The 11238-nt window shown below is 65.1% G+C and carries 16 protein-coding genes; 11 read left to right on the top strand and 5 right to left on the bottom strand.

Features of this window, described 5'->3' with window-relative positions:
- Positions 1 to 276 precede the first annotated feature (276 nt).
- A complete protein-coding gene (locus tag A6F65_RS01280) occupies positions 277 to 936 on the top strand; it encodes a YqaA family protein (RefSeq protein ID WP_067784974.1) in 660 nt (219 codons plus the stop codon).
- A gap of 57 nt (positions 937 to 993) precedes the next feature.
- Here A6F65_RS01280 and A6F65_RS01275 read toward each other — a convergent pair whose 3' ends face one another.
- The 4 genes from A6F65_RS01275 to A6F65_RS01260 all read right to left on the bottom strand — a co-directional run bounded on the left by A6F65_RS01275 (position 994) and on the right by A6F65_RS01260 (position 3484).
- A complete protein-coding gene (locus A6F65_RS01275; RefSeq protein WP_067784971.1) occupies positions 994 to 1425 on the bottom strand; it encodes an OsmC family protein in 432 nt (143 codons plus the stop codon).
- Between the two features lie 64 nt (positions 1426 to 1489).
- Positions 1490 to 2740, bottom strand: coding sequence for a serine palmitoyltransferase (spt, locus tag A6F65_RS01270; protein ID WP_083989138.1), 1251 nt, complete (start codon positions 2738 to 2740; stop codon positions 1490 to 1492).
- A complete protein-coding gene (locus A6F65_RS01265; protein WP_067784963.1) occupies positions 2737 to 2979 on the bottom strand; it encodes an acyl carrier protein in 243 nt (80 codons plus the stop codon). The genes spt and A6F65_RS01265 overlap by 4 nt, the downstream gene beginning before the upstream one ends.
- A 100-nt stretch (positions 2980 to 3079) precedes the next feature.
- On the bottom strand, positions 3080 to 3484 hold the full coding sequence (locus A6F65_RS01260; RefSeq protein WP_067784961.1) for a response regulator: 405 nt from the start codon (positions 3482 to 3484) through the stop codon (positions 3080 to 3082).
- Positions 3485 to 3564: 80 nt separating this feature from the next.
- Here A6F65_RS01260 and A6F65_RS01255 point away from each other — a divergent pair, with 80 nt between their 5' ends.
- The 5 genes from A6F65_RS01255 to A6F65_RS01235 are packed head-to-tail and all read left to right on the top strand — an operon-like array spanning position 3565 to position 6827.
- Positions 3565 to 3846: a DUF3572 family protein gene (locus tag A6F65_RS01255; RefSeq protein ID WP_067784959.1), complete on the top strand. Its 282-nt coding sequence runs from the start codon at positions 3565 to 3567 to the stop codon at positions 3844 to 3846.
- Positions 3843 to 4469: an HAD family hydrolase gene (locus A6F65_RS01250; RefSeq protein ID WP_067784956.1), complete on the top strand. Its 627-nt coding sequence runs from the start codon at positions 3843 to 3845 to the stop codon at positions 4467 to 4469. Before A6F65_RS01255 ends, A6F65_RS01250 begins: the two co-directional genes overlap by 4 nt.
- The gene (locus A6F65_RS01245) at positions 4466 to 4927 is read left to right on the top strand and encodes a RidA family protein (protein ID WP_067784953.1); all 462 of its coding nucleotides are present in this window, start codon (positions 4466 to 4468) and stop codon (positions 4925 to 4927) included. Before A6F65_RS01250 ends, A6F65_RS01245 begins: the two co-directional genes overlap by 4 nt.
- A 22-nt stretch (positions 4928 to 4949) precedes the next feature.
- On the top strand, positions 4950 to 5666 hold the full coding sequence (locus tag A6F65_RS01240) for a glycerophosphodiester phosphodiesterase family protein (protein WP_067784950.1): 717 nt from the start codon (positions 4950 to 4952) through the stop codon (positions 5664 to 5666).
- Positions 5667 to 5693: 27 nt separating this feature from the next.
- Positions 5694 to 6827: a GNAT family N-acetyltransferase gene (locus A6F65_RS01235; protein ID WP_067784947.1), complete on the top strand. Its 1134-nt coding sequence runs from the start codon at positions 5694 to 5696 to the stop codon at positions 6825 to 6827.
- A 4-nt stretch (positions 6828 to 6831) separates the two neighbouring features.
- Here the strand turns inward: A6F65_RS01235 and A6F65_RS01230 are convergent, their stop codons facing one another.
- Positions 6832 to 7164, bottom strand: coding sequence for an SEL1-like repeat protein (locus A6F65_RS01230; protein WP_067784944.1), 333 nt, complete (start codon positions 7162 to 7164; stop codon positions 6832 to 6834).
- Positions 7165 to 7440: 276 nt separating this feature from the next.
- Here A6F65_RS01230 and dksA point away from each other — a divergent pair, with 276 nt between their 5' ends.
- From dksA to A6F65_RS01205, 5 genes are all read left to right on the top strand, one after another.
- Positions 7441 to 7899: an RNA polymerase-binding protein DksA gene (gene dksA, locus A6F65_RS01225; protein ID WP_067784941.1), complete on the top strand. Its 459-nt coding sequence runs from the start codon at positions 7441 to 7443 to the stop codon at positions 7897 to 7899.
- 147 nt (positions 7900 to 8046) lie between these two features.
- Positions 8047 to 8418, top strand: coding sequence for a PilZ domain-containing protein (locus A6F65_RS01220; RefSeq protein WP_067784939.1), 372 nt, complete (start codon positions 8047 to 8049; stop codon positions 8416 to 8418).
- A gap of 39 nt (positions 8419 to 8457) precedes the next feature.
- Positions 8458 to 9927 carry an ABC transporter substrate-binding protein gene (locus A6F65_RS01215; RefSeq protein WP_067784937.1) on the top strand — a complete coding sequence of 490 codons (1470 nt, stop codon included), beginning with the start codon at positions 8458 to 8460 and terminating at the stop codon, positions 9925 to 9927.
- A 19-nt stretch (positions 9928 to 9946) separates the two neighbouring features.
- On the top strand, positions 9947 to 10408 hold the full coding sequence (locus A6F65_RS01210; RefSeq protein WP_083989136.1) for a DUF4112 domain-containing protein: 462 nt from the start codon (positions 9947 to 9949) through the stop codon (positions 10406 to 10408).
- A gap of 35 nt (positions 10409 to 10443) precedes the next feature.
- A complete protein-coding gene (locus A6F65_RS01205; RefSeq protein ID WP_067784934.1) occupies positions 10444 to 11238 on the top strand; it encodes a tryptophan 2,3-dioxygenase in 795 nt (264 codons plus the stop codon).

Here is an 11238-nt window from a genome sequence, read left to right as displayed (position 1 = left end):
AAGGGCGGCCGCCCCTCCTGGAGCGCCGCCCTTTCGAATCGGTCTATCGCGATGTTCCGTTTCTCTAACCAAAGATCGTGACGATGTCAATAAAAATGTGCCAGATAGGTTATTTCGCTGGACTTGCAGGGGGCAGGTCGCTCGCGTAATCGCCCATTTCCTCGTCATTGCGAGGAGCGCAGCGACGCGGCGATCCACGGCGCGTTCTTGCAGGGACTGAATGATGGATTGCCGCGCGACCTGTCGGTCGCTCGCAATGACGGGTGGGACGGATCAATGGTAAGCCGCTGGCTTCGCGCCTTGTACGACTGGGTGATGGAAAAGGCCGCGCATCCCCATGCGCAGGGCTGGCTGGCGCTGTTCTGCTTCGTGGAAGCCAGCTTCTTCCCCATCCCGCCGCACCCACTGCTAGGCCTGATGTGCCTGGCCGAACCGAAAAAAGCGATCCGCTTCGGCGTGATCGCCACGCTGGCCTCCGTTGCGGGCGGGCTGCTGGGTTATGCCATCGGCTGGGGACTGTGGGACAGCGTGGGCCGCCAGCTGGTCGGCCTGCTGGGCATGACCGAAAGCTTCCCCACCGCCGCCTGTTATTTGCGCGAGTTCGATTTCGAGGCGATCCTGATTGCGGGCGCAACGCCCGTACCCTTCAAGCTGCTGACCATCGCATCGGGCTTCGTAGGCATGAACCTGGTCACCTTCGTGCTCGCCAGCATCGTGGGGCGGGGCATGATCTTCTTCACCGTCGGCGTGCTGTTCCGCGTGTTCGGCGCGCCCATCAAGACCTTCATCGAGAAGTACCTAGGCCTCGTCACCATCGCCTTCGTCGCGCTGGTGGTGGGCGGCATCATCGTGCTGACGCAGGTCGGCAGCGGCGGTGAGGATCCGGCCGACAAATGCGCCGGGGCTACTTACGAAAGCCTGGGCCTGGGCGGCTGACGCAAGAAGGGCGGGGCGCCTGTTCGCACCCCGCCGCTTCATTGCTGGCCGCGAAGGTCAGCCTTCGAATTGCGTCGTCAGCGTAATCTCGGTGTGCAGCAGCTTGGAGATCGGGCAACCGGTCTTCGCCTCGCCCGCCAGCTCCTCGAACTTCGCCTTGTCGAGCCCGGGCACCTTGGCCTTGGTTGAAAGCGCGGACTTGGTGACGGTGAAGCCGCCATCGTCCTTCTCCAGCGTCACTTCGCAGCTGGTCGTGATGGAACCGTCCTCATGCCCCGCCTCGGCCAGCTTGAAGCTGAGCGCCATGGTGAAGCAGCTGGCATGTGCCGCGGCGATCAGTTCTTCGGGATTGGTGCCGGCTTCATCTTCGAAACGGGTCTGGAATCCATAGGGCTGGGCGGACAGTGCGCCGGAGCCGGTGGACACATGGCCTTTCCCGCCCTTGCCGAGGCCTTCGTAAGTCGCGCTGCCTGAATTTGTGGTCTTCATGGTGTCGTCTCCTTTGTCAGGGAGACGGGTGAAGGCCACTCACGGTTCCGCCGACGGATCCGCGTCAGATGATGCCCACGGCCTTCCCGGCACGCTCGAACATGCCCAGGATGGTGCCGACTTCCTCTTCGGAATGCTCGGCGCACAGCGAACAGCGCAGCAACGTCATGTTGGCCGGCGTGGCCGGCGGACGCGCGAGGTTCACGTACAGCCCTTCGTGCAGCAGCGCCTCCCACATGGCCGCGCCCTGTTCCAGGTCCGGCATGATGACGGCGACGATGGCGCTCTGCGGCTCTTCGGTGCCCAGCTTGAAGCCCAGATCCTTCAGGCCGCCATGCAGGCGCTTGGAATTTTCCCAGAGGTGCGCGCGCTTGTTGCCGCCGTGCATCAGCTTGCGGATGCTGGTGGCGGCGGTGGCGACGACGCTGGGCGGCAGGCTGGCGGTGAAGACGTAAGGGCGGCAGACCAGCCGCATGATCTCGAACTTCGGGTGGTTGGAGACGCAGAAGCCGCCCACCGTGCCCACGCTTTTCGAGAAGGTGCCGATGATGAAATCGCACTGGTCCATGATACCGGCCGCCTCGCACACGCCGCGGCCGTTCTCACCGATGAAGCCCATGGAATGCGCCTCGTCCACCAGCACCATGGCGCCGTGCGACTTGGCGATGCGGACCATCTCCGCCAGCGGGGCGACGTCGCCCAGCATGGAATAGACGCCTTCCAGCACCACCAGCTTGCCGGCGCCTTCAGGAATGCGCTTCAGGCGCTTTTCCATCGCTTCGATGTCATTGTGCTTGAAGGGCACGATCTCCGCATTCCCCATCGCGCAGCCATCGTAGATCGAGGCGTGCGAATCGATGTCGAGCACGACGTAGTCGCCCTTGCCCGCGATGGTGGAGATGATGCCGAGGTTCGCCTGGTAGCCGGTGGAGAACACCATGGCATGGTCCATGCCGTAAAATTCCCGCAGCGCGTCCTCGCACTCCTTATGGCCCTGGTATGTCCCGTTGAGCACGCGGCTGCCCGTGGTGCCGCTGCCGAAATTGTCGAGCGCATCCTTGCCCGCCTCGATCACGTCCGGATCGAAGGTCATGCCCATGTAATTGTAAGTGCCCAGCAGGATGGTGTCGCGCCCGTTGCAGATGGCGCGGGTGGGGGAGAGCACCTTTTCCATCACCAGGCTGAAGGGATCGGTCAGCCCGGCCGACAGCAGGTCATGGCGCTGCTGGATCAGCGGGTCGAACTTGCTGAACAGGTCCTGCCCGTCGCCTTCGCGCTCCACCGGCTGGTCCGGCTGCGAAATACCCTCGCTCACGTGGTCACCATCTTTTCGACCGCATCGACGAGCTGGCCGTAATTCTCGATCTCCGCCTGCTGGTTCATGGAGATGATGATGTCGAACTCATCCTCGATCGCAGCGACGAAATCCATGACGGTCAGGCTGTCAAATTCCAGGTCGCCGGCAAAGGTCGTCTCTTCGGTGATCGCCACCTCCTTCTTGTTGAAGGGTTCGATCAGTTCGCGGATCTTGGCGTCGATTTGGGCGCGGTCCATGGCTGGCCTTTCGGGCGTTTAGCGTTTGACCCGCCCGCAAAAGCGGGGCGGGCGGGGTCTTGTCAAGTTTGCGGGTGATGCAAGGCGCGTGAAGCGGCCCTCAGACGTGTGCCGGATTGGCGGCGCTTGCGGCCGGATCGGGGGTCAGCAGGCCGCGCACTGCGGTCATGAAGGGGCCGATGCTCACCGGCTTGGAAAGATAGCCTTCCGCGCCGGTATCGCGGATCCGTTCCTCGTCACCCTTGCCGGCATATGCGGTCACGGCGAGCACCGGGATGTCCCGCAGATTCGAATCGCCTTTCAGGCTGGCAATCAGGTCCAGGCCTGACACGTCCTGCAGCTGGATATCCATGATCACCAGGTTGGGGACAAAGGCGCGGGCGCGTTCGATTGCTTCACCGCCCTCTGCTACGGGTTCGACGGCGAAACCCCCGGCTTTCAGGACGTCGCAGAAAAGTTTGCGATTGAGGTCGTTGTCCTCGACAACGAGGATGCGCTGCGTCATTTGCTGCCCCCTCCCGCCCGCAGGGACGAATGCCCCGCGCGGTGGATAACTTGTGATCTTGGTAAACGCTTGGACCTTTTGTGACAATCGCCAATCGACCAGCTGACGCTTCCGCCGATCCCGCGCAGCTCGCCTTGCAGGCGCTCGCATGGGCGCTTGAGGAGGAGCGGCGTGCCCAGCGGCTGCTGGACCTGACCGGCCTGACGCCGGACGACTTGCGCACCCGGCTGGATACGGCTGCAGTGCAGGGCGCGATCCTGGATTTCCTGATGGCGCACGAGCCTGACCTGCTGGCTGCCGCTGCTGCAATGGGCGTGGAGCCTGCGGCAATCCCCGCCGCCCGCGAAAGGATCGATCGATGAAGCGCCCTCTGGTCATAACCGATTGCGACGAAGTGCTGCTGCACATGGTCCGCCCCTTCCGCGACTGGCTGGGACGCGAGCATGGCATCGATTTCGCGCTGGAGGGCAATCCCTTCATCCAATCCATGTCCCGCCCCGACGGCAGCACGCTGACCGAGGCGGAAGTGTGGGAGATGCTGGGCGGCTTCTTCGACACCGAAATGGGCACGCAGACGCCGATCGAAGGCGCGCTGGAGGCGATGGCGAAGCTGCAGGGCGACGCGGATGTGGTGGTGCTGACCAACCTCAACCATTCCCGCAACGAGGCGCGCACCCGGCAGCTGGCTGCCCTGGGCTTCGAAACCAAGGTGTATACCAACCAGGGCCCGAAGGGCGCCGCGCTGGCCCGCATCCTGGCCGAGCATGAGCCATCGCGCGCTGTCTTCATCGACGATCTGGCTGTCCACCACGCCAGCGCCCGCCAAGAGATTGGCCATATCCACCGCCTGCACCTGTGCGGGGAACCCAGTGTCGCGCCGCACATCCCCTGCGCTTATGAGGCAGGCGATGCCCATGCCCGGATCGACCGCTGGGCGGAGGCACTGCCCTGGATCGAGAAGACATTACTTGGAGAGAGCACATGAGCATCGAAGCCCGCCTGACCGAACTTGGCATCGTGCTGCCCGAGGCGGCCGCGCCCGTCGCAAGCTACGTTCCCGTGGTGGTGGCCGGCGGCTTCGCGCATGTCTCCGGCCAGCTGCCGTTCGTGGATGGCAAGCTGGCGACCGGCCGGCTGGGCGAGGATGTCTCGCTGGAGGAAGGCATGGAAGCGGCGCGCGCCTGCGGGCTGATGATCCTGGCGCAGCTGAAGGCCGCGCTGATCCCGCTCGACCGGGTGGACCGCATCGTGAAGCTTGGTGCCTTCGTCAATTCCACGCCCGATTTCACGGACCAGCCCAAGGTCGCGAACGGCGCATCGGACCTGATGTATGACGTGTTCGGCGAGCAGGGGCGCCATGCCCGCGCCGCAGTGGGCGTACCGTGCCTGCCGCTCGGCGCTGCTGTCGAAGTGGACGCCATCGTCGCGCTCGCAGGCGAATAGGCCCGGAAGCGAACGGCCCGGCGTGCCCGCAGACTGGCTTTTCGGCACGCAGTTCGCGCATCGCGGGCTGCATGGGCCCGGGGTCCCGGAAAACTCCCTCCCCGCCTTCGCCGCAGCCATGGAGCGCGGCATGGGCATTGAATGCGACATCCAGCGCAGCGCCGATGATGCGGCGATGGTCTTCCATGACTGGGAGCTGGAGCGGCTGACGGGCGAGAAGGGGCTTACGGCTGCGCGCAGCGCGCAGGAGCTGCGGCAGCTGTCGCTGCTGGGCACGAAGGCCCATCCGCCCACGTTGTCGGAGTTGCTGGAGCTGGTTGCGGGCCGCACGCCCCTGCTGATCGAGATCAAGTCGCGGCAGGGCTATGACGTGGCGCGCAGCTGCCAGAGCGTGGCGGACTGCCTGCGCGGCTATTCCGGACCGGCCGCGGTAATGAGCTTCGATCCGCGTGCCCCGCGCTGGTTTGCCCGCCACGCGCACCGCGTCTTGCGCGGCCTCGTGGTCACGGAAGAGGGCGCGCGGGGCTTCGCCGGCTTGGTGCGCCGCCACCTCGCATGGCGCCATTCGCGCGCGCAGTTCCTGGCCTATGACGTGCGCGACCTGCCCAGCAGCTTTGCCGCGCGGAAACGCTCGCTGGGGGTGCCGGTGCTGACATGGACCGTGCGCAGCGCGGAAACACGCGAGACGGCGCACGCCAACGCCGATTCGCCGATAGCGGAAGGTCCGGGGGTCGTTTAACGCCGCGCGGCGCCTACATTGGCTGTCATGGCCGACTCCTCCATCTCCGTGCGCATAGCGCCGTCGGTCGGTTCGCTGGACGGCGCGCAGTGGGACGCATTGGCAGGCGGCAACCCCTTCATGCGCCACGCTTTCCTCACCGCGCTGGAGGATTCCGGCAGTCTCGGGCCCGGCACCGGCTGGCAAAGCGTGCCGCTGGTGATCGAGGATCACGCGGGCCGCCTGCTCGCAGCCCTGCCCGCATATCTGAAGGGCCACAGCCAGGGCGAGTTCGTGTTCGATCACGCCTGGGCCGATGCTTACGAGCGGGCAGGGGGCGACTATTATCCCAAGCTGCAGATCGCCGCGCCCTTCACGCCGGCCACCGGGCCGCGCATCCTGGCCGAAGACGAGAATTATGCCCTGGCTCTGCTTCACGCGGCCGAGCGGCTATGCGAGCGCCAGCCGCTTTCTTCCGCCCATGCGACCTTCATAGAAGAAGGCCAGCGCAGCCTGTTCGAAAAGGCCGGATGGCTGTCTCGCCGTGACATCCAGTTCCACTGGCGCAACCGCGACTATGCCGATTTCGAGGGCTTCCTGGCGGACCTGACCAGCCGCAAGCGCAAGGACCTTCGCAAGGAGCGGAGCCGGGCCGTGGAGGGCATCACCGTGCGCCACTTGACGGGCGCGGAAATCGAGGAGCGGCACTGGGATGCGTTCTGGATTTTCTACCAGGACACCGGCGCGCGCAAATGGGGCAGCCCCTACCTGACGCGCGAGGCCTTCAGCCTGCTGGGCGAGCGGATGGGCGAACAATTGCTGCTGGTCATGGCCTTCGACGGCGATGTGCCCATTGCGGGCGCGCTGAATTTCATCGGGCCGGACGCGCTATACGGGCGATATTGGGGATGCGTGGAAGACCGCCGCTTCCTGCATTTCGAGCTGTGTTACTACCAGGCCATCGATGCCGCGATTTCGCGCGGGCTGGGCCGGGTGGAGGCTGGTGCGCAGGGCGGGCACAAGCTTGCGCGCGGATATGAGCCGGTCGAAACGGCATCGGCGCATTATATTCGCGATCCGGGCTTCCGGCGCGCGGTGGCGGATTTCCTTCAGCGGGAACGCGAAGGCATCTCCATCGACCGTGTCTTCCTGGACGAGCGCACGCCCTTCCGGAAAAGTTAGGCGCTCAGGCGACGCGGCGTGCGCTGCTGGCAAGCCATTCGCGGGCGCGGCGCTGGGCTTCGCCGATTTCGCGGGCGGTCATCTCGTCGGAGATATCGGCCCGGCACCATGCGGCTTCCTCGTGACCCTTCGAAGCGGCAAGGTTGAACCACATATGTGCTTCGACCAGGTCGCATTCGACGCCGTGGCTTCCGGTGGAGAAGGCAACGCCCAGGTCGTACCAGGCGTTGGTGTCGCCGGCCTGCGCTGCCCCCAGGCATTTCGCAATCAGCTGGTCACCAGCCTTGCGGGCCGCTTTCTTGGCGTCTTCGAACGCTGCGATCGATACCAGTTCCATATCCCCAAGTCCCTGTCTTGGCCTCCCGATCCCCTGCCGGAAGGCTCTTGCATCACCGGTTTCACCCCATCGAGGTCAAGAAATGGTTAACGCCCCTTTCACCATCGGGCAGGCAACGGGCAGGGATCGGCGCGGCAGGGTCGTGGGGACTTCGCGTCTTGTGCCTGTCACCATGCGTCTTTATAGGCCCGCCGCACCGACCGGATGCCGCCCCGCCGACCAAAGCCAATTGCGGGGACAAGGCGCGGCGGCTGGATGCTTGGGAGTACTGCGTTGATGGCCTCTGTGCTGGGCGACGATATCGATATTCTTGCAAAGGCGAAGCGTGCGCTCGCCGCCGATTACACGCCCTCGGAAGACGAGGAGTACATGTCGGACAAGCAGCTGAACTATTTCCGCGTCGTGCTCCTGGAATGGAAGAAGTCCATCCTGACCGCAGCCGAAAACACGCTTCAGAACCTGCAGGACGGTCCGATCCGCGAAGCCGATTTGAATGACCGGGCCTCCAGCGAAACCGATTGGGGGATCGAACTTCGCACCCGCGATCGCCAGCGCAAGCTGATCGGTAAGATCGATTCCGCCCTGCGCCGCATCGACGCAGACGAATACGGCTGGTGCGACAAGACGGGCGAGCCCATCGGCATCAATCGCCTGATTGCCCGGCCCATCGCCACCATGACGGTGGAAGCCCAGTCCGCACATGAACGCCGCGAGAAGATCTCCCGCGACGACTGACCCAGATCGGGACACACTGCCATCGCGGCGGTGGATATTAAGCTTTGGATAACCGACCCGGCGCATTCACCGCGTTATGAATTCTTGTGCGCAAAGGCAGGGATAAGGTCCGGCTGCTGCGCGCCATTCGTGAACGGTGAGAGATTGATGAGCAACGTCGATACACGGCAGGTCAAGCGCGACAGCCTCTTCCTATTGGCAGAAGTGCGCGTGGATGGCGGGGACCAGGTCTTCCGCGTGAAGGTCCGCAACCTTTCTGCTGGCGGGATGATGGCCGAAACGGCCGATGCACGTGTCCTGCGCGGCACGCCTGTTACCGTGGTCCTGCGCAATATCGGCGAAGTCGAAGGCTCCATCGCCTGGATCCAGGGCGAACGGTTCGGCATCGCCTTTGCCGAGGAAATCGATCCGCAACTCGCACGCGCGACCATGGAAGCGAACACCGGCAATTCCGACACGCCGCGCTTTGTACGCCCGGTTGGCGTGGCAAAGGACGATTCGCGTATCCGCAAGATCTGACTCTTCCGCTGGACCCCGCATCCGCATAGGGTGCCGGCCATGCGCGGAATCGCCCGATCCTTCCTTGCCGGACTGACCCTGCTGGTCGCAGCCTGCTCAGGCAGCGATGACGGAATTGTGCGCGTCGTCCTGGCGGGCGAGGGGCAGGACCTGACCAATTCCGGCCTGCGGCTGGCACCGGGCGCGCAACTGGCCCGGGCCGCCACGGCAAGTGGCCTGGTCACCTTCGATGCCGGCGGCGAGGTTATCCCCGGACTGGCGGACAGCTGGATCGTCACCGACGATGGGCGGTCCTACATCTTCCGTCTTCGCAATGCCCGCTGGCCCGACGGCACGGCCATTGACGGGCGCACGGCCGCCGCTTCGCTCAGACGCGCGATTTCGGGGCTGGAAGGCACGTCGCTCGCCCTGGACCTGGCGCCGGTGGCGGAAGTTCGTGCCATGGCAGGCCGCGTGGTCGAACTGCGGCTCTCCGCGCCCATGCCCAACCTCCTCCAGGTCCTCGCCCAGCCGGAACTCGCCCTGCGCACCAATCGGCAGGGCCTTGGCCCGATGATGATGGAGGACGGCGGCGAGGGGACGGTCGACCTCGCCATGCGTTCGCCCTCCAGCCGCGGCTTGCCGGAAGACGAGGACTGGGCGCAGGATTTTCGCCCTGTCGCGCTTTCCTCCGCTTCCGCCGAGGATGCCATTGCCGGTTTCTTCGACGGACAGAGCGACCTTGTCACCGGCGGGCGGCTGGATTTCTGGCCGCTGGCCGATCCCGGTCCGCTTTCGCGCGGTGCCCTGCGTATCGATCCCGCCATCGGGCTCTTCGGCCTGCAGGTGGTTCGCACGAACGGCGTGCTCTCGACGCCGGAAGGCCGTGACGCCCTGTCGCTGGCGCTGGACCGCGATGCGCTGATCGAACCCTTCGGCATCGCCGGCTGGAGCCCGACCGCACGCATCGTGCCCCCGGCGCTCTATGGCGATGCCAATGTGCCGGAACGCTGGACGCAATTCTCGCTGGAGGAACGCCGTTCGGAAGCCGGGCGGCGCATCGCATCGCTGGTGTCGCAGCTGGGCGAAGACGCGGCGCGCGTCACCATTTACCTCCCCGCAGGGCCGGGAAACGATCGCCTGTTCGCGGAACTCGATGCCCAGTGGCGGCCGCTGGGCCTGGACCTCGTGCGCGAGGAACGCCGTGCCAGTGCGGAGATCGTACTGGTGGACCGGACGGCGCGCTTCGCCGGGCCCCGCTGGTATCTGAACCAGTTTCATTGCGACCTCGATCGCGGTGTCTGCTCACCCGAGGCGGACGACATGATCGCAGCTGCGGTCAGGGGCCGGTCCGAACTGCCGATGGCGCAGATCATGGAGCAGGCGGAGGCGCAAATGCTGCAGGAAGCGATCTACATCCCCATCGGCGCGCCGATCCGCTGGTCCTTGGTGCGCGGCGGGCTGGATGCCTTCGTGCCCAATGCCTGGGCATTCCATCCCTTGCCCCCCCTGGCGCAAATCCCCAATTAACACCGGAAGGAGCTGCCCGATGGAAGACCCGCAAAAGCCCCGCCCCGCCCGGCCCCGCCCGATGCAGGCCGGACCCGCCATGGAAGGCAGAGACGGCTTCGACCTGCCGCTGGGCAATGATCCGCAAAGCATCCGCCGCCGGATAGAGGCGATGGAAAAGGTGCTGGAACGCAGCTTCGTCATCCCCGGTATCAACCGGCCCGTGGGCTTGGACGCGATCGCGGGCCTCATCCCGGTGGTGGGCGATTTCATCACCGCGGCCATGGGCGCCTATATCGTGTGGGAAGCGCGCAATCTGGGCCTGCCGAAATGGAAGCTTCTGCGCATGGCCGGCAATATCGCCGTGGACAGCGCAGTGGGCGCGGTCCCGCTTGCAGGCGACCTGTTCGACTTCCTCTATCGCTCCAACAGCAAGAACCTGCGGATCGTGAAGGCGCATCTCGACAAGCATCACCCCGCCACGCAGGTGATCGAGCAATAGTTCCATTTGCAACCGCTCTCGCGTAAGCCCCCGGCATGGCGAATGGCGACGTTACCTATTCAAGCTACTTGGACCTCGACCGGGTCCTGTCTGCGCAGCATCCGGCATCGGACGCGCATGACGAATTTCTCTTCATCATCGTCCACCAGGCCAGCGAGCTGTGGCTTAAGCTGTGCCTGCACGAGCTTTCCGCCGCGCGCGATCTGATCATCGCGGATGAGCTGAGCCCGGCCTTCAAGATGCTGGCGCGCGTGGCGCGGGCTCAGAACCAGCTGATTTCCAGCTGGGACGTGCTCAGCACGATGACCCCGCACGATTATTCGCTGATCCGTCCGCACCTTGGCGGCTCCAGCGGCTTCCAGTCCGCGCAATACCGGCTGATGGAATTCATGCTGGGCGGCCGCAACCCGGACATGGTGACGATGCACGAGGCAACGCCCGACGTGGCGGCAAAGCTGCGCGCCGAGCTGGAGCGGCCGAGCCTTTACGGCGAAGTCCTGCGCCTGATGCGGCGGCGCGGTTTCAGCATCCCGGACGGGCTGGTGAAGGGCGATCTTGCCGGCCCGCACGAGGCGATCCCGGAAGTGACGCAGGCCTGGGCGCAGGTCTATCGCCAGCCGGATGAATACTGGGACCTTTACGAGCTGGCCGAAAAGCTGGTGGACCTGGAATACCATTTCCAGCGCTGGCGCTTCGGGCACCTAAAGACGGTGGAGCGGATTATCGGCTTCAAGCGCGGTACGGGCGGCACGGCGGGCGTGCCCTACCTCGAAAGCGTGCTAAAGCTGGGCTTCTTCCCCGAATTGCTGGCGGTGAGGACGGAGATTTGA

Source organism: Paraurantiacibacter namhicola (assembly GCF_001687545.1).
In the GTDB taxonomy this organism is placed as follows: domain Bacteria; phylum Pseudomonadota; class Alphaproteobacteria; order Sphingomonadales; family Sphingomonadaceae; genus Paraurantiacibacter; species Paraurantiacibacter namhicola.
The sequence above is the reverse complement of the archived record's forward strand: the minus strand, read 5'-3'. Positions and strand labels throughout refer to the sequence as shown.